Below are 20,273 nucleotides of genomic sequence, written 5' to 3' on the forward strand. Positions count from 1 at the left end.
ATTTGTTTTAAAAACCACTGCAGCATCCCCAGGAATATCAGCGAAAAACCTTACCACCATGCTCAATGCTTCACCCGCCTCCAACACCTCACAATCAGCGCAAATTCTGGCTGCGTTTACTGGTGTCGCGTTTGGCATAACGACATACCTGACGCTACTTGGCATCATCCTGTATTCAGACCATAGCGATATCGAAATTTTTGGCGTGCGCATGCTGATTGCAGGCCTCTCCAGCATCATCGTTTTCTCCAGCCAGCAACTACTGGGCACACTGCAAGAAAAGCATGTGCTGGCCGCCTTTCCCAGCATTACTGCTCGCTGGTTTGTGGTGTTCATGATCGTGCTGATGAGCGCCTATGTCGATAAGTCTGCTGAAAGACTGTCACGCGCCATCATGCTGATCTGGCTATTTACCACGCCATTCACGCTTTTGCTGACGGCGCTGATCATGCGCAAGCTGGCAGTGTTTTACTACTCAAATCCTGTAAGACGACGCAAAGCCGTACTGATCTGGTCTAATACAGCCTGTGCCGATCTGGTAGAGTCACTGCGCAACACCCCTCTGGCTGCGATTGATTTTGTCGGCTTTTTCGACAACCGCAATGAATCGCGCCCGCCCAGCAACCTCGAAAGACTGGGCGACCTGACTGAAGCAGCCAATTGGATCGTTGATGCCGAGACTGGCCATGTGAATGTCGATGTGGTTTTCATAGGCCTGAACACCAAGGAACCACCGGAACTGGCAGAGATTATCGCGATTCTGGAAGACAGCACTGCATCCACTTACTTTGTCCCCGAGTCGCTGATCTTTGGCATGCCAGGCATACAATTGCGTGAACTGGCAGGCCGCCCGGTGCTGGCATCGACAGAGACTCCTTTCATAGGTCTGGCCGCCCTGCCCAAACGCTTACTGGACTTGCTAGGTTCTTTCTTTGGTCTGATTGCTCTGTCGCCCATCATGCTACTCCTCGCAATAGGCGTTAAACTGAGCTCCCCCGGATCCGTGTTTTTCAAACAGGTCAGGTATGGCATTGCCGGGCGGCCTATCAATGTTTATAAATTTCGCAGTATGCGGCAGAGCAACCCAAATGAGCGGGTGGTCCAGGCTACCGTTGGTGATCCGCGGGTTACCAAATTTGGCCGCTTCCTGCGTCGTTCTTCACTGGATGAATTGCCACAACTCTTCAATGTCCTCAAGGGCGAAATGAGCCTGGTTGGCCCCCGTCCTCATGCGGTTGAACATAATGAGTTGTACCGTAAGCTGGTCAGCGGCTATATGTTCCGCCACAAGATCAAACCAGGCATTACTGGCTGGGCGCAGGTCAACGGTTTGCGTGGCGAAACCGAGACGCTGGAAAAAATGGAAGAACGTATTGAATACGATCTTTACTATATCCAGCATTGGTCAGTCTGGCTGGATATCGTGATTATCTGGCGCACCATCAAGGTTGTGCTTGGCGATAAAAACGCTTATTAATACAGATTTACTGATACAGACTTACCTGGCAGTCTGGCGCAATTTACGTAAGTGTTGCCCTAAACTGGAAGCTTTCAATTTTTGCTTAGCGTGATACAACCCTGCCTGTAAGCTGCTCAAAATAGCCGGCGAGCTGACAGCCCCTTCACACAATTGATTTGCGCCCGTAGCAAAACGCAGTTTGTATGGCTGGTCGCCCCGGCCCAAATCTATCATAGTGATACCTGTTTGCGCAGCATGTCTGGCACATTGCGTCAGCAAGATCAAACCTGGTGAATGCTCGGCAAAGTCTGTGTGATACCAGGGGAACCAGTAATGCATTACCTTGCCAGAACGCATACCAAAATGGGCCGCGATCAAAGTATCGCCCGCATATAGCGTCGATAACATGCCGGCAAAATCAGGTGCATTTGCTGCCCTGATTTCATCCATGACTTGCCTGACCCAATCCAGCCTGAAAATATCATGTTCAGCCCCGACAGTGCGCTGGAACTGGTCGCGTTTACCCGCGATCAATGCAGCAAAATCAGTGTCGCTGCTACTCTGCAACTCAAAACGCAGCTCACCAAACTTCTTGCTGAGCTTGCGCTCATTGGTGGCCACTTTTTTCAAAAGAGATGCGTCGCGCATTTCTGTCAGGCGCTGCGCATAAGCCTCAAATCCACCGGTCAAATCCAGGATATGCGACTGACTATTCGTCCACGCATACTGGCTGAACTTACCCAAACCGGATGGCATGTGATTAAAGGAAAAATAGCGGCACTGCATGGCGCTCAAGGCATCAGCGATGTGCAATTTCAGAGATGCATCGCACACCGGCCCCTGATAATCTGCCAGAAAATCACCTACGGAGACAGCGCGAAAACTACTCAAAGCATGAAAGGGCCAGATACCGACGACAACGCCAGCATCTTCCACTACCAGAATGCGGACATCATCCCTGGCATTGGCGATAATGGTGGTGAAAGCCGGAGAATAATACGGGCAATCATAAATAATGCTTTGACTGCGCAACTCCGCCCAGCGCGCCACTAAAGTCGCGTCGAGTTCTTTTGCACTGATCAAACGGAATTTCATTTAGCCTTGCCCCACCGGATAAAAATAAGTCTGCAGGCTTTGTTGTAAACCATTCTCTATACTTTGATCAACCAGACTCGATAATTGGCTCTCGCGCGTTGAATCAAACACAAACAGGCGATAAATATCTGACAAGCGCAAGCTCGCAGGGTTGACCAGCATGATCCATAATTCAGCCCCTGCTTCATTTTTGCGTAACCAAAAGCGGCTGCGTGAAGCCGTGGTTTCTACTTTTACCCTGGCAACCCAGCCAGCTTCTGCCATGCGCTCCAGCAAACCCTCAATTTCATCTATACCCAGTCTGGTCTCGGTACGTATGGTATTCACGCTCACGGCTGCAGTAGCATCTGCCAGACGGGCGTCAACCAACACTTGCAAGATACTGACCGCATCTTCAAAAGCACTGCCTGGTGTGGGCACATGCCACCAACGCTCGAATTTCACAACCGGCAAAGCAGCAGCGATGACCGCGCCAATCAGGATGATCAACCAGGACACATAAATCCAGACCAGAAACAAAGGTACAGCTGCCAGGGCACCGTACACGATAGTGTAGGTAGGAAACTGAATCACAAAGCTGGCGAATATGCGCTTGGCAATTTCAAATGCCAGCGCTGCAAACAGACCTCCCCAGACTGCATCGCGCCACTCAACCGCACGGTTAGGCACGATCAGATACAGCAAGGTAAATGCACCTGTCGTGAATGCAATTGAAGTCAGGGTATAAAATACCGCGCCCAAAAACGGCACTGCCCCCACTACCCCACTGGTGGCAGTAAACAGGTAAGACGTGCTGGAGATGGAAACACCCACCAGCAAAGGTCCCAGAGTAACAATCGCCCAATATACCAGCAGCCTTTGCAAAGCCGGGCGCGGGCGCTTGACTTGCCAGATCTGGTTGAATGACTTGTCTATCATGGCCATGGTGGTAATGGCGGTCACCATCAGGGCCACGCCACTGATGGCAGAAACGCGGGTCGCCTTGGTGGCAAACTGCGTCAGATAACCCAAAATTGTATTGGAAATCCCCTTGGGCATCAGACTTTGAATAAAATACGCCTCCAGCGAAGTGCGGAAGGTATTAAATAGCGGGAACGCTGTAAAAATGGCAAATGCTACAGTCAGGATAGGTACCAGTGCCAGTACCGTGGTAAAAGTCAGGCTACCGGCAACCTGTGGCAAACGACCTTCCTGCAGGCGCTGCAGGGCAAATTTGAAGAGATTGAGTATTTGTTTCCACGACAGACCACGCATAGTTTTTGCAGCTAGAGATATAAGTGCCTCGATTTTAACGAGAGACCAGGAAAAAAGACTTCTATAATACAAGCATGACTACACAAGAACTCACGATTTTAGTTTTATTTTACTCACGGCATGGCAATACCAGAAAAATGGCAGAATTTATTGCCCAGGGTATAGAAAGCGTGCCAGGCTGCAATGCCCGCATGCGTACTGTACCAGCCGTTTCCACGGTAGCAGAAGCAACCGCCTCTGATGTACCGTCGGAAGGCGCCCCCTATGTGGAATTGTCCGATCTGAAGGAATGCGCCGGACTAGCGATGGGTTCACCCACCCGCTTTGGCAATATGGCGGCAGCCTTGAAGTATTTTCTCGATGGCACTGCCGCCGACTGGCTCTCTGGCACACTGACTGGCAAACCGGCCTGCGTATTCACCTCCACCGGCAGCATGCACGGCGGCCAGGAATCAACTTTACTCAGCATGATGCTGCCACTGATGCATCACGGTATGCTGATGCTGGGCTTGCCCTATAGCAATGCTGAACTGATGACAACTTCAACCGGCGGCAGCCCCTATGGCGCAACTCATTGGGCAGGCCAGGATGGCGCACAAGCTATTTCAGAAGACAGCCGCAAACTGGCAATCGCCCTGGGCAAACGTCTGGCAGAAGTCAGTAAAAAATTGCAGGCTGCAGCATGAGCACGGTAACACCAGAGAAAAAATATTACCTGCTCGCTTCTGCCAGCCTGATTGCCTTGCTGCTGCTTTGCATTTGCTGGGAATGGTTTCTGGCACCTTTACGCCCGGGTGGGTCATGGATGGTGCTTAAAACCCTGCCCTTGCTCATACCGTTGCGCGGAGTACTCAAGCGCGATAACTACACCATGCAGTGGTCATCAATGTTGATCTGGCTGTACTTCACCGAGGGCATAGTCAGGGCCTACAGTGACCGCAGCTCCCTGTCCGTAGCACTGGCTTTGGCTGAAGTTGGCTTGTCCATCTTGTTCTTTATTGCGGTCATCCTGTATTTACGCCCCTTGAAAAAAGCCGCAAAGGCGCTGGCAAAAGTGAATGCAGCAAAGGCAGCAGAACAGTGAACCTGGCAAGCGAAGGCGATATCATGCGCGTTGATTTTCTTGCTGATTGCATCAAGATTCTGGGCCATGATTTCGTCATCACGAATGCGTCAGACCAATACCCATATTTGATAGACTGGCGCCAGCGCTATCTCGGCAAGGCAATGGCAGTGCTGCTACCAAAGTCTGCCGATGAAGTGGCAAGCCTGGTGCGGCTGTGCGCAACACATAAAATCGCCTGCGTACCACAGGGTGGCAATACCGGCCTGGTATTAGGCAGCATACCTGATCAGACAGGTCTGGCTGTAGTGATCTCCTTGAAACGCATGAATCGCATATTGGCGGTGGATGTCGCCAACAACACGATCACAGTCGAGGCTGGTTGCCTGCTGGCGCAGGTACAGACTGCAGCGAGCGAAGAGCAAAGATTATTCCCTCTGTCGCTGGCCTCGGAAGGCAGTTGTACCATAGGTGGCAATCTCTCGACCAATGCTGGTGGCACCGCAGTTCTACGCTATGGCAATACCAGGGAATTATGCCTGGGGCTGGAAGTCGTCACTGCTCAGGGTGACATCTGGGATGGCTTGCGTGGCCTGCGCAAGGATAATACGGGCTACGATTTACGCGACTTGTTTATAGGTGCTGAAGGTACGCTGGGCATTATCACAGCCGCCGTGTTGAAGTTATTCCCGCAACCTCGCGCCCAGATTACCGCATTCGCAGCGCTTGATAGTGCGGATGCTGCCCTGGACCTGCTCAAGCAATGTCAACATGCATTAGGGCCAACCCTGACTGCATTTGAATTGATCTCTGACTTCAGCCTGCAACTGGTACTCAAACATTTCCCGCAACTTCAGCATCCATTCAAGCGCAGCCATCCTCGCAGTTATCCTTATTATGCATTGCTGGAAATGTCTGACCACGAATCAGAAAGCCATGCAATTACCCTCATCGAGCAAGTGCTGGAGCAAGCGATCAATGATGGCCACGCTGCCGATGCGGTCTGCGCAAGCTCGGTCAACCAATCAAGAACCTTATGGAAGTTGCGCGAGCATATTTCTGAAGCGCAGGCCAGAGAAGGCAAGAATATCAAGCACGATATTTCCATCCCGGTGTCGCAGATCCCCCGCTTCATACGCATCACGGATGCAGAATTAACAGCTGCATTTCCGGGTTGCCAGATCGTCTGCTTTGGTCATATGGGGGACGGTAACCTGCACTACAATGTCTCAGCGCCTGCTGGCAGCAGCGATGCGGCATTCATCCTGCAACAGGCCGACATCAATCGCATAGTCCATGACCAGGTACATCAGTTCAAAGGATCGATTTCTGCCGAGCATGGACTGGGAATGTTGAAACGCGATGAGATCAGGCTGTATAAATCCGGCTTGGAATTAAGCATGATGCGCGCCATCAAAATGGCGCTGGACCCACAGAATATTATGAATCCAGGCAAGGTCTTGTAAACCGCCTCAATCCATTTGCTGTACCAACTGCATTGAGGCCGGAATAAATTTCAGTTCGCCATCAGTTCGTCAATTGTCTTGGCGTATAGCGGCGTGCTTGTGGGCCGGCCACTTCAGCCGCTTGCATATTGGATGGCAACTGAAACACGCTGACTGCGTGCGTCAATTCTACGGCCTGCTCTTCCATGCTCTCTGCCGCCGCTGCTGCCTGTTCAACCAAGGCCGCATTCTGTTGCGTCATTTCATCCATTTGCGTAATCGCCAGGTTCACCTGTTCTATACCTGAACTTTGCTCCTGGCTGGCCGCCGTGATCTCGCTCATGATGTCGGCCACATGCTGGACACTGGTGACAATCTCATCCATGGTCTTGCCTGCCTCATCGACGAGCTTGCTACCCTGATCAACCTTATCGACCGAGTCACTGATGAGGGATTTGATTTCCTTCGCAGCACTGGCACTGCGCTGTGCAAGATTGCGCACTTCTGCCGCAACCACCGCAAAACCACGCCCCTGCTCGCCTGCCCTCGCCGCTTCTACCGCAGCGTTCAAGGCCAGGATATTGGTCTGGAAGGCGATGCCATCAATGACACCAATGATATCGACGATCTTGCGCGAACTCTCTTTGATTGAGCCCATGGTATTGACCACTTGCCCTACGACTTCACCACCTTTGACCGCGACGCTGGAAGCAGAAACCACGAGTTGATTGGCCTGACGGGCATTGTCGGCATTTTGCCTGACCGTGCTGGTCAGTTCTTCCATCGAGCTAGCGGTTTCTTCCAGCGAACTGGCCTGTGATTCTGTGCGGCTTGAGAGATCGGCATTACCTGAGGCTATTTCTTGCGAAGCTACGGTAATTGTCTCTGTACCTGTCTTGATTTTGGAAATCGTAGTCAAGAGATTTTCCTGCATCATCTGCAGGGAATGCAGCAGATCACCTATTTCATCCGTGCCACTTGCTTCTACATGCTGAGTCAAATCGCCATTGGCAATCTGGTCAGCGATAATGGCAGAGCGTTTGATCGGGCCAGCAATGGTTCTCGCTATCAGCCATGCTGCAACAGAGCCTATGACTATCGTCAAAACACCAATGACCAGCATACCCAGCCGGGCATTTTTGTAGTTGGTCAGCGATTCATCATAAGCAGACTTCATCGCTTTGTGCTGCTGGCTCGCCAGCTCTGACAGCGCCTGCATCCATTTTTCGTTTGGCGCATTAAATTCCGTCTGCAATACAGATGCCGCATCGAAATAATTTCCTTCTGCGACCAGACTTTTGATCTTGTTGGCAATCGCCAGCACCTGCCGTTTTTGATCAAGCGAATTTTGCAGGGTAGCTTTACCCTCTTTATCGTCTATTAATTTCTTTGCTGAAGTTTCAGAGGCATCATAGCCTTCCAGTATCTTGGCCAGTCTTTTGGTTTCGCGCTCAGCCTCTGCCATGTCACTGGGCGCCGTCATTTTGCGCAGTACCAGCGCCAGCGCCCGCCCTTGCTCACGCATATCCGTGGCAGCATCAAGACTGGCGACCTTGGTATTAAAAATATAATCCGTGGAAGCCTGTAACTGGCTCAGTCGAAACAAGCCAAGGACAAGCAAACCGCAGGACAGCAAGATGACCAGACCAAAACCCAGAGCCAGGCGACCACTAATCTTCAAACGTGACAATTGATTCATACATTTTCCTGAGTATCCGCAACTAACGAAGGATGAATATCAGATTAACAAGAGAAGAGTTGAGAGTACCTCCCAATTTTTCCAGGCACTCTGATTATTATATTTTCAACACGCAAAACTTCAGAAAAAACCTGCTTCTACATGCACTCGTAATAGCAATTTGAATAGGCCTGCCAGTAAAGAATTAAGATCAAATTCCCTGAGCAATAAGTGGTACTACTTGCTCAGAGTATAGCCTGAAAAAAAGACCGTACACATGCGTCAATGATGACGAATTGCAACATCGACTCAAAATCACAACGCCTTTTTGCATACTCATTGCTCACTCAGGTATTTATGCACGCGGTAAAAACAATTCACAGCTTCAGATGAAAATTTATTTTCTATGGAGCAGGTGTAGGTGACTTGAATGACACCGTCTGCATGACCTGACCATCATCAAAACACAAGCTGCGTTCTGGCCATTGCAATGCAGCCAGCTTGCAATCCGACTCAGGAAAATCTTTATTTTTTCTCGCAGACCAGCGTCCACCCACAGAAAAATCGACACAAAACACATTGCCTGCTACACCATGCCACGCAAGCGGCGACGTATTCTCAAACAGGTCTTCGCCACCCTTGCCGATATGGGCGCGGTCAAACGCATTGAAGCGGCGCCAATAATGACCAACCACCACGGGCAGTTGCTCTGTGTATTCATTCCACCATTGCTCACGCCCCACAAAACGCCATTTGCCGCCAGAATAAAATGGCTCATGCCATTTACTCTCTACTCCCGATGTCAACACCCTCAAAGGATTATGCATTTGCATCAGCACATCGTATGCCGCATGAGCATGCATGAATGGTGGCAGATGATCCGGGTTTTCCAGACCGCGACTGTGGGCAGTCAGTTCAGCCTGCATTTGCGCAGAAAATTCCTGTGCCAACTGCCGCGTGTCGGCGTCCAGGCGGCGGTCATTTTCCATCACGCTTCCCAGAACAAGATGACGTATTCCTTCTATATGCTCCGCGATCCATGCTGCGTGTACTACCCGCAGATCTTCGCGCTCAAGCGCAACGGGCAGAGATGCTAAAAAATTTAGGGTATCTGCTTTCTTTGCGGTATCGAGCCTTTTGAAAGGCGCGTACTTGGGTTCATCCCTGACTGCTCGCTCTTCAAAAAACCAGCCAGCACCATCTTTGGCACTACCGCGCAAAAGATTCATTTCATGATTGCCCAATACCGCCACGGCCCTGCCCGCCTTGACCAGGCGCTCAAGCAATGCCAGCACAGCCGGGCTATCTGGTCCGCGATCGCAAAAGTCACCGACAAATACCAAGCTGCGCTCATCCAAGTGTTTGCCATCGGCATCATAACCAAGGTGATGCATCAGGTTGCAAAGGGCTTCATATTCGCCATGAATATCGCCGATAATATCCAGCGGGCCAGACGGCAGTTGTTGAATCAGACTCATCATTTTCCTTTTATTCTGTTACCACGCTACAGCTTTCCAGAAGCCATCAAAGTGACTGCATATCTTGCGGCAGCACAAAGTTGCAGTACCAGCAATGACCAACATCGAATCAATTTGATCTCATTTTAAACCCGTTTGAATAATAGCATCAAATTGATTCGATGTTAAAATATTCCATAAAATTGACCAACCGATCAGCATCATGCATCTGCACACTCTGCCCGCCGCCCAGCGCGAACGTCTCGCATTTATAGAGTTTCGCTTGTGGTTTCTCGGTACCGTCACACGAAAAGAAGTCATGGACCGTTTTGATATAGCCTCTGCGGCTGGCACACGCGACCTGGTTTTGTACCGTGAACTGGCACCTGGCAATGTGCTGTATGAAGGAAAAATGTATCACTATCAGGAGAGCTTCCAGCCCCTGTTTCAACATCAGCCAGACAGAGTATTATCAGCACTGTGCTCAGGATTTGGAGATGGCGAGCGTGGCACTGGCACATCCTTGTTGGCACACGACATCCCCAACCGCTTGAATCAACCAGCGTTGCAGGACCTGGCCAGAGTAACCCGCGCCATTCGTGGCGAATATCCGTTAAGGCTGACCTATCACTCCATGAAAACTGGCCCATCCAAGCGGGAAATTGTCCCATTGGCACTGGTGGATTCTGGCCTGCGCTGGCATGTTCGGGCCTATGACAGAAGCAAACAAGAATTCCGCGACCTGGTACTGACGCGCATGGATGACATCACAGATATTAAGCCAGGCGATAAAAGTCACGTGCTGCAAGCACACGAACAACTCGCTGCCGATGAACAATGGCAACGCATAGTCGATATCGAATTACAGCCCCATCCCTCGCACCCATATCCAGAATCCATCATGCGCGACTATGGGATGAAAAATGGCAAGCTCGAAGTCAAATTACGGGCTGCTATCGCTGGCTACGTCCTGCGTCAGTGGCAAGTCGATTGCTCACCAGAGGGCAAACTTGACGGCAGCAACTCCAGATTGAGGCTGGCTGATCTGATCGTGCTTGATGAGGTAAGTAATGCAGTACTGGCACCGGGGTATCAGAAAAGGGATATCTAGAAGATATGCGATCCCAACCCTTCTGCGATTTCATCACTACCATTCAATTTTAGAATTCAGGCAAAAGCAAAAAGCCCCTGAAGCAAGTTCAAGGGCTTTTATCGAATCTATTGGCCTGTCCAGCACGAATCGAACGTGCGACCCCGAGCTTAGAAGGCTCGTGCTCTATCCAACTGAGCTATGGACAGTCTTGTTGATGGCTAGCAAAACAGATGTTTGCGAGCCCAAAAACTGAAGGCTGAATAGTACATGGTATCGCTCTCACTTTCAAGAATGAAACCACTGCTGACTGCTAATTTACTTAGATTGCAGGTGGAATACAATCTGCCAGGCGGCGGGCGCTGGTGGAGGCGAGTTCGGCGTCTTCTGCTTCTACCATCACGCGCACCAAAGGCTCAGTGCCGGATGCGCGTATCAACACCCTGCCCCGGTCTGCGAGTTCAGCCTCGACCTTTTGCTTCTCTGCAACCAGCATTTCATTTTTTTGCCAGTCGAAACCGGCTGGCACTTTGATGTTCAATAAGGTTTGCGGGAACAGTTGCAGATCATCGAAGCAGGCATCGAGGCTCTTGCCGTTGCGCCTCAGAGCCGACAATACCTGCAGCGCCGAGACGATGCCGTCGCCGGTAGTATGTTTATCCAGGCACAGGAGATGACCAGAACCTTCACCGCCGAGCAGCCAGCCACGTTCCTGCATTTGCTCCAGCACGTAACGGTCGCCGACTTTGGCGCGGGCGAAGCCGACTCCGAGTTTTTTGAACGCCACTTCAACTGCCATATTCGTCATCAAGGTGCCAACCACGCCCTCAATCTTGCCGATAGCCATGCGGTCAAGCACCATCAAATAAAGGAGCTGGTCACCGTTATAAATCTTGCCGTGCTTATCCACCATCAAGAGGCGGTCAGCATCGCCATCGAGAGCAATACCCAGATCAGCGTGATTGGCGCGCACGGCCAGTGACAAGGCATCTGGTGCAGTTGCGCCGACCTTGTCATTGATATTCAGGCCATTCGGTTGATTACCTATGGCGATAACGTCTGCCCCCAGTTCATGGAAAACATGCGGGGCAATATCGTAAGCGGCACCATGAGCGCAATCGATAACGATCTTCAGGCCGCGTAAATCCAGCTCTGCCGGGAAGGTGCTTTTACAAAATTCTATATAGCGGCCATTCGCATCACTCAGACGACGGGCTTTACCAAGTTTCTCGGAGCTGACACATTGCATGGGTTGCTCAAGCTCAGCCTCGATAGCCAGCTCCACCTCATCTGCCAGTTTGTTGCCGTTGGCCGAGAAAAATTTGATGCCATTGTCATCAAATGGATTATGCGAAGCCGAGATCACGACACCTGCCGATAAACGCAATGCGCGCGTCAGGTAAGCCACTGCGGGCGTTGGTGCCGGGCCAGACAGCATGACATCGACACCGGCGGCGGCAAAGCCGGCCTCCAGCGAGGCTTCCAGCAAATAACCTGAGATACGGGTGTCTTTGCCGATCAGGACTGTGGGGCGGGCGTCGCCGGTGACATTGGCTTGCGCCAGCACTTTGCCTGCAGCATAGCCGAGGCGCATGACGAAATCAGGTGTGATAGGTGCAACACCCACTTTGCCACGTATGCCATCTGTACCAAAATATTTTCTGCTCATATTCTTCCTGCTCATCAAGGGGATAATGCATCCCAGATTTTGTATGCATCGACAGTTTCTGCCACGTCATGCACACGGATAATGTTTGCGCCCATCTGTTTTGCCAGCAGGGCCGCAGCAATACTGCCTGCCATGCGTTCTGGTGCCGCCCTGCCAGTCAAGCCACCTATCATGGATTTGCGCGACACGCCAACCAGCACAGGCAAGCCCAGCTCTTGCCGGAATTGCGGCAAGTGCTTGAACATGGCTGTATTATGTTCCAGGGTTTTGCCAAAGCCAAAACCAGGATCAAGACAGATGCGATTGACTTCTATGCCAGCATCTGTCAACGCTGTCAGCCTTTCGCGCAAAAATGTCTTCACGTCCTGATTGACGTCCATATATTCGGGACTGACTTGCATGTCTTCTGGCGTGTTTTGCATATGCATGACACATAAGGCAGCTTCTGCATTTTGCACGGCAGCGATGGATTCAGGTGAGCGGAAGCCCTGGATATCATTGATCATATCGACACCTGCAATCAGCGCTTCACGCATAACCTGGGGCTTGTAAGTGTCTATGGACAAGGGCTTGCCGCAGTCCCGCAAAGCATAGATGACAGGCATGACGCGGCTCAACTCTTCATCCAGCGGTAAAGGAGCAGAGCCAGGGCGGCTTGACTCACCGCCGATATCGATAATATCAACACCATCTTCTATCATCTGCTCAGCGCGGGCGATGGCGCTTTCGAGGTTCAGGTATTTGCCACCATCAGAAAAAGAGTCAGGTGTGATGTTGAGCACACCCATGACCAGGGTTCGGGACTGGGCCCCACTTAAGGGATAGCGGAAACGGCCACATTGGAAATATTTCATTTTTTAAAAAGACTAAGGGTGAGGAATGACCCCCACCCTTGTACAAGAAATTCAAGAATTAATTGTGTGTTTTTTGTACGTCAGTTCAAGCTGGTGCAGTTGCATTAGGCGACACACCACCGGAAGAACTACCCGAGGAAGGACGGTTGCTTGACTGGCTCTGCTTTGGCGGACGTGGGTCTATACCATTCATGATGTCATTAACCTGGTCAGCATCGATGGTTTCCCAATCCAGCAAAGCCTTGGTCATGGCCTCTACCTTGTCACGATTTTCTTCCAGAAGTTTACGCGACAAAGCATATTGAGTATCCAGAATACTGCGAATTTCTGCATCCACTTTTTGCTGGGTTGCCTCGGAAATCGTTTTCGATGGGCCACCAAAATAACCTTCACTCTGGCTATCTTCATAAACCATCACGCCCATGCTGTCGGACATACCAAAGCGCGTCACCATGGAACGTGCCAGTTTAGTAGCGCGAGAGAAATCATTGGACGCGCCAGTGGACATCTGGCCCACAAAAATTTCCTCTGCAATACGACCACCAAACAAAATGGATATTTCTTCCAGCATTTTGTCTTTATAGCCACTCAGATTATCATGCTCAGGTAATTGCCAGGTTACACCCAGGGCAAAACCACGCGGCATGATAGTCACTTTATGGACGGGATCAGCCTTTGGCAAAAGCTTGGCAACCACTGCGTGACCAGACTCGTGATACGCAGTATTCCTGCGTTCTTCTTCACGCATGACCATGGAGCGACGTTCAGGGCCCATGTAGATTTTGTCTTTGGCATCTTCAAAATCCATCATTTCAACCAGACGTTTATTGCGTCTCGCTGCAAACAATGCCGCCTCATTGACCAGATTGGCCAAATCAGCACCAGAGAAACCTGGTGTACCGCGTGCCAGTACATCTGCCTTGACGTCCGCAGAGATAGGCACTTTGCGCATGTGGACATTAAGAATTTGTTCACGGCCACGGATATCCGGCAAGCCAACGGAAACCTGACGGTCAAAACGGCCAGGGCGCAGCAAAGCTTTATCCAGTACGTCAGCACGGTTAGTAGCAGCAATCACGATGACACCGGAATTGGCCTCAAAACCATCCATCTCGACCAGCATCTGGTTCAATGTCTGTTCACGTTCATCATTACCACCACCCATGCCAGCACCACGATGGCGGCCAACAGCATCAATCTCATCAATAAAGATGATACAAGGTGAATGTTTTTTGGCATTTTCGAACATGTCGCGGACACGGGAGGCACCGACACCGACAAACATTTCGACGAAATCAGAACCGGAAATCGTGAAGAAAGGTACCTTTGCCTCACCTGCAATAGCGCGTGCCAGCAAAGTTTTACCAGTACCTGGAGGGCCGACCATCAACACGCCGCGCGGGATACGGCCACCAAGCTTCTGGAACTTGGTAGGATCACGCAGGAAATCAACGATTTCGCTGACTTCTTCTTTGGCTTCATCGCAACCGGCGACATCCGCAAAGGTCACATTATTGTTGGTGTCGTCCAGCATCCTGGCTTTGGACTTGCCAAAAGAGAATGCCCCACCCTTGCCACCACCCTGCATCTGGCGCATGAAGAATACCCAGACACCGATCAGCAACAGCATCGGGAACCAGGAAATGAAGACTTGCGACAGGAAAGACTGCTCTTCGGGCTGTTTGACATCAAACTTGACGCCACTATCCACCAGATCGCGTATCAGACCCTTGTCCAGCACAGTAATCTGGGATTTGACCTTTTTACCTTCAGAATTGGTCGCCACGATGGTGCGGTTAGCCTCATCAATGGTCGCTTCCTTGATGTGCTTGGACCTGACCTCATCGAGGAACTCGGAATACGCAACGGATGTGACACCTATACCGCTGCTTTTTCCATCAAACTGCTTAAAAAGTGTAAAAAGCACCAGGGCAACCACCACCCATATAGCAGCTTTTGAAAACATATTATTCACGAGAACTCCTTGAACGCAGGATGCGCCATTTGATACTGTAAACGTTCATTCTACCCCCATTGGGTAGAGCTTGCTAGCCAGCATATGTTGGCAATATTGATGATTATCAAGAGGTAAATTCAATTATTCGGGATTTTTCAAGCCTTTTCCGAGCAAAAAGATCTCGGAAGACTTGTCTTTGCTGGCTTTTGGCTTCTTGTTGAGTACAGTTTTGAACTCATCTTTAAATAATGTCACTATCGTGTTATAGCTGGGACCATGGAAGCATTTCACCAACAAAGCACCGCCCGGCTTAAGATGCGCCTTGGAAAAAGACACTGCCAGTTCGATAATATATTCGACACGCGCCGCATCAACTGTTGAGTTACCAGACAGATTTGGGGCCATATCGGACAATACCAAGTCCACTTTGCGCCCCAACAATTTGGATTCCAATTGATCCAGCACTTCATCTTCACGAAAGTCGCCCTGGATGAATTGCACATCAGCGATAGGCTCCATAGGCAAAAGATCAAGGGCAAAAATCTCACCCAGGATGCCACCACCTTCTTTACCTGCGAGCTTATTCCTTACATACTGAGACCAGCTGCCTGGGGTTGCCCCGAGATCGACCACAACCTGCCCCGGGCGTATCAATTTTTCTGATTCATCTATTTCTTTTAGCTTGTAAACGGCGCGTGCACGATAGCCTTCCTTTTGTGCAAGTTTCACATAAGGATCATTAATATGGTCGTGAACCCAATTTTGATTGAATTTATTCTTTGCCATTCGCGTAAAATACTGCTTTTAAAGGAATTACTATGTTAAAACTTACGCCCGCTGAAAGAAGCGAACTCCGCTCCGAAGCACATGCACTGAAACCTATCGTATTAATCGGCGAAGCTGGATTGACTCCTGCTGTGATCAAAGAAATTGATGCTGGCCTGAATGCCCATGGCCTGATCAAGGTACGCGTATTTGGCGATGATAGAGAAGCACGTATCGGTATGTACGATACCATCTGCGCCGAGCTGAATGCAGCCCCAGTACAACATATTGGAAAACTTTTGGTAGTTTACCGTCCAAAACTGGAAGGCACGAAAGAAACCAAACTGGTTAAAAAAGGCAAAGGCATGCGAGAAGTCACTATCGTCAAGCCTAGCCCAAGCGGCACCAAAAAACCTACCGTGTCCAAAGTCATGGTCAAAGGCAATGAGCGTGTCACCCAAGGTGGTAATATCAAGCGCGCAAAACCACGCCAAAGCAGTGCAAAAAAATCATCTCTGGCCAACAGCTAAGCTTCAATACTGCTGACATCTGATCAGTACAACCCGGCCTGACCCGGCCGGGTAATTACCTCTCCCTACGCTTAAACAGCTGTTGCATCAACTGCTGCAGAAATTCATATTCACAGACTGAATATGAATTGATTAAACGTACATCACATCCAGCACCTCATACTCGCGCACACCAGCAGGTGCCTGCACACCAACAACATCACCGGCATACTTGCCTATCAGGGCTCGTGCGATAGGAGAAGTGATGGAGACCTTGCTCAACTTCAAGTCTGCTTCATCTTCACCAACGATCTGATAGCTGACTTTCTGTGAAGTTTCGAGGTCTTCCAGGTGGACTGTGGAGCCAAATACGACGCGCCCCTCGGCATCGAGTTCGCTAGGATCGATAATCTGCGCAGAACCAAGCTTGCCTTCGAGCTCAGCGATACGGCCCTCAATGAAAGCCTGGCGTTCCTTGGCGGCATCATATTCGGCATTTTCAGACAAATCGCCTTGTGCGCGTGCCTCAGCAATCGCATTGATCACATCTGGGCGCTCTTTGGTTTTCAGTTTATGCAATTCTTGTTTTAGCAATTCTGCACCAAACTTGGTGATAGGTACTGTACTCATGACATTCACACTTTTAAAAGTAAAAATACAGAGGCCACATCAGACACCAGCATTACCGATGCCATTTGTGACCTCTGTATCGAAGTTCATGTGCCCCGACCAAGTCAGGGACACTGTTATTTCTATCAGTTTAAGGTTTTATGCAGACCTTGTAAATCATAAACATGCAATTCATTGAGATGACGCATGCCTTCGACCGCAGCCTCAGCACCCGCAATGGTCGTGAATGTTGTTGCACGGGCAATCAATGCAGAGGTACGGATAGCGCGTGAATCAGTAATGGCATTGCGCTTTTCTTCCACTGTATTGATGACCATGGCAATATCATTGTTCTTGATCATATCAACAACGTGTGGCCGGCCTTCAACAACCTTGTTCACCACTGACACAGGAATTCCCTCAGCAGCAATTGCCGTTGCAGTACCACGCGTGGCAACGATGGAGAAGCCCATCTCCACCAGATCACGTGCAACTTTGACGCCACGTGGTTTATCGCTGTTCTTGATACTCAGGAATACCTTGCCAGACGTTGGCAATTTCACGCCTGCGCCCAATTGCGATTTCACGAAAGCTTCACCAAAGGTTTTACCCACACCCATGACTTCACCCGTCGATTTCATCTCTGGGCCAAGAATGGTATCAACGCCCGGGAACTTCACGAACGGGAATACGGCTTCCTTGACGCTGAAATAAGGTGGCACGACTTCTGCACCTATGCCTTGTGAATCGAGAGACTGACCGACCATACAACGGGCAGCAATCTTGGCCAGTTGCAGGCCAGTAGCCTTGGATACATAAGGCACGGTACGCGATGCACGTGGATTCACTTCCAGCACGAACACGACATCTTTGCCATCTTGCTGCTGAATCGCAAACTGCACGTTCATCAGGCCAACGACATTCAAACCTTTTGCCATCAGCGCAGTCTGGCGCTTGAGTTCAGCAATGGTTTCTTGCGACAGGGAATAGGGTGGCAAGGAACATGCAGAGTCACCGGAGTGGACGCCAGCCTGTTCGATATGCTCCATGACGCCACCGATGAAGGTGCGCTCGCCATCAGACAGACAATCAACATCAACCTCAATCGCATCATTGAGGAAGCGGTCAAGCAAAACTGGCGAATCATGGGAGACCTTGACGGCTTCACGCATGTAACGCTCAAGATCACGTTGCTCATGCACGATTTCCATCGCGCGGCCACCCAGAACATAAGATGGACGTACCACCAGCGGATAACCAATCTCTTGTGCCAGTGCCAGCGCATCACTTTCAGTACGTGCAGTGCGGTTAGGCGGCTGACGCAAGCCCAGGTCTTGCAGCATTTTCTGGAAGCGTTCGCGATCTTCAGCAGCATCGATCATGTCTGGTGAAGTACCAACGATAGGCACGCCATTGGCTTCGAGATCCAGTGCCAGTTTCAAAGGTGTCTGACCACCGTATTGCACGATGACGCCAACTGGTTTTTCTTTATCGACGATTTCCAGTACATCTTCCAGCGTCAGCGGTTCAAAGTACAAGCGGTCGGATGTATCGTAGTCGGTAGAAACGGTTTCAGGATTGCAGTTAACCATGATGGTTTCATAACCATCTTCGCGCATCGCAAATGCCGCGTGTACGCAGCAATAATCAAACTCAATACCCTGGCCAATACGGTTAGGGCCACCGCCCAATACCATGATTTTTTTCTTGTCGGTCGGGTTCGATTCGCATTCTTCTTCATACGTCGAATACATGTAGGCTGTATTCGTGGCAAATTCACCAGCGCAAGTATCCACGCGTTTATAGACCGGGCGCACATTCAAAGCTTTACGTTTTTCACGGATCGCAGTATCAGTTGTTTTCAGCAGTTTTGCCAGACGACGATCAGAGAAACCTTTTTGCTTGAGTTGCAGCATGAGGGCTTTGTCAACGCTGTCGAGTGACTGCTCATCCAGCCACAATTCGATATCGACGATGTCCTTGATCTGCACCAAGAACCATGGATCGATATGCGTCAGTTGATGCACTTCTTCCAGCGTGAAGCCTTGAGCGAAAGCATCGCCAACATACCAGATACGGTCCGGGCCAGGCTCACCCAGTTCTTTTTCCAGGGTCTCACGGTCCTGGGTTTTTTCATTCATGCCATCGACGCCAACTTCGAGGCCGCGTAGGGCTTTCTGGAAAGATTCCTGGAAGGTGCGGCCTATCGCCATCACTTCACCAACAGATTTCATCTGCGTCGTCAGGCGGTTATCTGCCTGCGGGAATTTTTCAAATGCGAAACGCGGGATCTTGGTGACGACGTAATCGATGGAAGGCTCGAAAGAAGCTGGCGTAGCACCACCCGTAATTTCATTACGCAATTCATCGAGCGTGAAACCAACCGCCAGCTTGGCAGCGATCTTGGCGATAGGGAAACCCGTCGCTTTCGATGCCAGTGCAGATGAACGCGACACACGCGGATTCATCTCAATGACGATCATGCGGCCATCGGCAGGGTTGATGGAAAACTGGACGTTGGAGCCGCCTGTGTCCACACCAATTTCACGCAGCACTGCCAAAGAGGCATTACGCATAATCTGGTATTCTTTGTCGGTTAGTGTCTGCGCCGGTGCAACCGTAATAGAGTCACCGGTATGCACGCCCATAGGATCCAGGTTTTCGATGGAGCAGACGATGATGCAGTTGTCGGCCTTGTCGCGCACGACTTCCATCTCATACTCTTTCCAGCCTATCAGCGACTCTTCGATCAGCAATTCATTGGTAGGAGATGCTTCCAGGCCGCGCTTGCAAATCGTCTCGAATTCTTCCGGGTTGTAGGCAATACCGCCGCCTGTACCACCCATGGTGAACGATGGACGGATGATGACAGGGAAGCCAACATCCTTTTGCACTACCCATGCTTCATCCATGGAATGAGCAACGCCGGAACGTGCAGAACCCAGCCCAATCTTGGTCATGGCGTTCTTGAATTTCAGGCGGTCTTCAGCCTTATCGATGGCTTCTGGTGAAGCACCGATCAGTTCACAATTGTATTTGGTCAGCACGCCATTACGATGCAGATCAAGTGCACAGTTCAGTGCAGTCTGACCACCCATGGTCGGCAGAATTGCATCCGGTTTTTCCTTGGCTATGATGCGCTCAACAACTTGCCAGGTGATAGGCTCGATGTAAGTCACATCTGCCATTTCCGGGTCAGTCATGATGGTTGCCGGATTGCTGTTGACCAGAATCACGCGGTAACCTTCTTCACGCAAAGCCTTGCAAGCCTGCGCGCCAGAATAGTCGAATTCACAAGCCTGGCCAATGATGATGGGGCCAGCGCCGATAATCAAAATACTTTTTATGTCGTTACGTTTTGGCATTCTC

General features: G+C 50.5%; 16 protein-coding genes and 1 tRNA gene. 6 read left to right on the forward strand and 11 right to left on the reverse strand.

Annotation, left to right across the window (positions count from 1 at the left end; genetic code table 11):
- The first annotated feature begins 58 nt into the window (after positions 1 to 58).
- Positions 59 to 1,477, forward strand: coding sequence for an undecaprenyl-phosphate glucose phosphotransferase (locus UNDKW_RS14355; protein ID WP_162059244.1), 1,419 nt, complete (start codon positions 59 to 61; stop codon positions 1,475 to 1,477).
- A gap of 21 nt (positions 1,478 to 1,498) precedes the next feature.
- Here UNDKW_RS14355 and UNDKW_RS14360 read toward each other — a convergent pair whose 3' ends face one another.
- Together UNDKW_RS14360 and UNDKW_RS14365 are read right to left on the reverse strand one after the other, a co-directional pair.
- Complete coding sequence (locus UNDKW_RS14360; protein WP_162059245.1) at positions 1,499 to 2,554, reverse strand: GNAT family N-acetyltransferase; 1,056 nt, start codon at positions 2,552 to 2,554, stop codon at positions 1,499 to 1,501.
- Complete coding sequence (locus UNDKW_RS14365) at positions 2,555 to 3,808, reverse strand: YihY family inner membrane protein (RefSeq protein ID WP_162059246.1); 1,254 nt, start codon at positions 3,806 to 3,808, stop codon at positions 2,555 to 2,557.
- Positions 3,809 to 3,882: 74 nt separating this feature from the next.
- On the opposite strand from UNDKW_RS14365, the gene wrbA reads away from it, so the two are divergent.
- The 3 genes from wrbA to UNDKW_RS14380 are packed head-to-tail and all read left to right on the forward strand — an operon-like array spanning position 3,883 to position 6,337.
- Positions 3,883 to 4,494: an NAD(P)H:quinone oxidoreductase gene (gene wrbA, locus UNDKW_RS14370; RefSeq protein WP_162059247.1), complete on the forward strand. Its 612-nt coding sequence runs from the start codon at positions 3,883 to 3,885 to the stop codon at positions 4,492 to 4,494.
- Positions 4,491 to 4,892, forward strand: coding sequence for a DUF2069 domain-containing protein (locus UNDKW_RS14375; RefSeq protein WP_162059248.1), 402 nt, complete (start codon positions 4,491 to 4,493; stop codon positions 4,890 to 4,892). The genes wrbA and UNDKW_RS14375 overlap by 4 nt, the downstream gene beginning before the upstream one ends.
- 23 nt (positions 4,893 to 4,915) lie before the next feature.
- Positions 4,916 to 6,337, forward strand: a complete 1,422-nt coding sequence (locus tag UNDKW_RS14380; protein WP_162061939.1) for an FAD-binding oxidoreductase — start codon at positions 4,916 to 4,918, stop codon at positions 6,335 to 6,337.
- Between the two features lie 61 nt (positions 6,338 to 6,398).
- On the opposite strand, the gene UNDKW_RS30960 is transcribed toward UNDKW_RS14380, so the two are convergent.
- Both UNDKW_RS30960 and UNDKW_RS14390 read right to left on the reverse strand, forming a co-directional pair.
- Positions 6,399 to 8,015 carry a methyl-accepting chemotaxis protein gene (locus UNDKW_RS30960; RefSeq protein ID WP_162059249.1) on the reverse strand — a complete coding sequence of 539 codons (1,617 nt, stop codon included), beginning with the start codon at positions 8,013 to 8,015 and terminating at the stop codon, positions 6,399 to 6,401.
- A gap of 383 nt (positions 8,016 to 8,398) precedes the next feature.
- Positions 8,399 to 9,472 (reverse strand): metallophosphoesterase, encoded by a 1,074-nt coding sequence (locus tag UNDKW_RS14390; RefSeq protein ID WP_162059250.1) that lies wholly within the window; start codon positions 9,470 to 9,472, stop codon positions 8,399 to 8,401.
- A gap of 202 nt (positions 9,473 to 9,674) precedes the next feature.
- Here UNDKW_RS14390 and UNDKW_RS14395 point away from each other — a divergent pair, with 202 nt between their 5' ends.
- Positions 9,675 to 10,562 (forward strand): WYL domain-containing protein, encoded by an 888-nt coding sequence (locus UNDKW_RS14395; RefSeq protein WP_162059251.1) that lies wholly within the window; start codon positions 9,675 to 9,677, stop codon positions 10,560 to 10,562.
- A gap of 111 nt (positions 10,563 to 10,673) precedes the next feature.
- Here UNDKW_RS14395 and UNDKW_RS14400 read toward each other — a convergent pair.
- The 5 genes from UNDKW_RS14400 to UNDKW_RS14420 form a co-directional block, all read right to left on the reverse strand.
- Positions 10,674 to 10,750, reverse strand: a tRNA-Arg gene (locus UNDKW_RS14400).
- A 113-nt stretch (positions 10,751 to 10,863) separates the two neighbouring features.
- Positions 10,864 to 12,210 carry a phosphoglucosamine mutase gene (gene glmM, locus UNDKW_RS14405; RefSeq protein WP_162059252.1) on the reverse strand — a complete coding sequence of 449 codons (1,347 nt, stop codon included), beginning with the start codon at positions 12,208 to 12,210 and terminating at the stop codon, positions 10,864 to 10,866.
- Positions 12,211 to 12,224: 14 nt separating this feature from the next.
- Complete coding sequence (gene folP, locus UNDKW_RS14410; protein WP_162059253.1) at positions 12,225 to 13,064, reverse strand: dihydropteroate synthase; 840 nt, start codon at positions 13,062 to 13,064, stop codon at positions 12,225 to 12,227.
- 85 nt (positions 13,065 to 13,149) lie between these two features.
- Positions 13,150 to 15,039 (reverse strand): ATP-dependent zinc metalloprotease FtsH, encoded by a 1,890-nt coding sequence (gene ftsH, locus UNDKW_RS14415; RefSeq protein WP_162041716.1) that lies wholly within the window; start codon positions 15,037 to 15,039, stop codon positions 13,150 to 13,152.
- A 123-nt stretch (positions 15,040 to 15,162) separates the two neighbouring features.
- Positions 15,163 to 15,807 carry an RlmE family RNA methyltransferase gene (locus tag UNDKW_RS14420; protein WP_162041717.1) on the reverse strand — a complete coding sequence of 215 codons (645 nt, stop codon included), beginning with the start codon at positions 15,805 to 15,807 and terminating at the stop codon, positions 15,163 to 15,165.
- 32 nt (positions 15,808 to 15,839) lie between these two features.
- Between UNDKW_RS14420 and UNDKW_RS14425 the strand changes: the two genes are divergently transcribed.
- Entirely contained in the window at positions 15,840 to 16,316 is a 477-nt protein-coding gene (locus UNDKW_RS14425) for a YhbY family RNA-binding protein (protein ID WP_110253841.1), read from the forward strand.
- A gap of 132 nt (positions 16,317 to 16,448) precedes the next feature.
- On the opposite strand, the gene greA is transcribed toward UNDKW_RS14425, so the two are convergent.
- Positions 16,449 to 16,925, reverse strand: coding sequence for a transcription elongation factor GreA (gene greA / locus UNDKW_RS14430; protein WP_162041718.1), 477 nt, complete (start codon positions 16,923 to 16,925; stop codon positions 16,449 to 16,451).
- Positions 16,926 to 17,050: 125 nt separating this feature from the next.
- Complete coding sequence (gene carB / locus UNDKW_RS14435) at positions 17,051 to 20,269, reverse strand: carbamoyl-phosphate synthase large subunit (protein ID WP_162059254.1); 3,219 nt, start codon at positions 20,267 to 20,269, stop codon at positions 17,051 to 17,053.
- Between the last annotated feature and the right edge of the window lie 4 nt (positions 20,270 to 20,273).

The organism is Undibacterium sp. KW1 (genome assembly GCF_009937955.1).
In the GTDB taxonomy this organism is placed as follows: domain Bacteria; phylum Pseudomonadota; class Gammaproteobacteria; order Burkholderiales; family Burkholderiaceae_D; genus Undibacterium.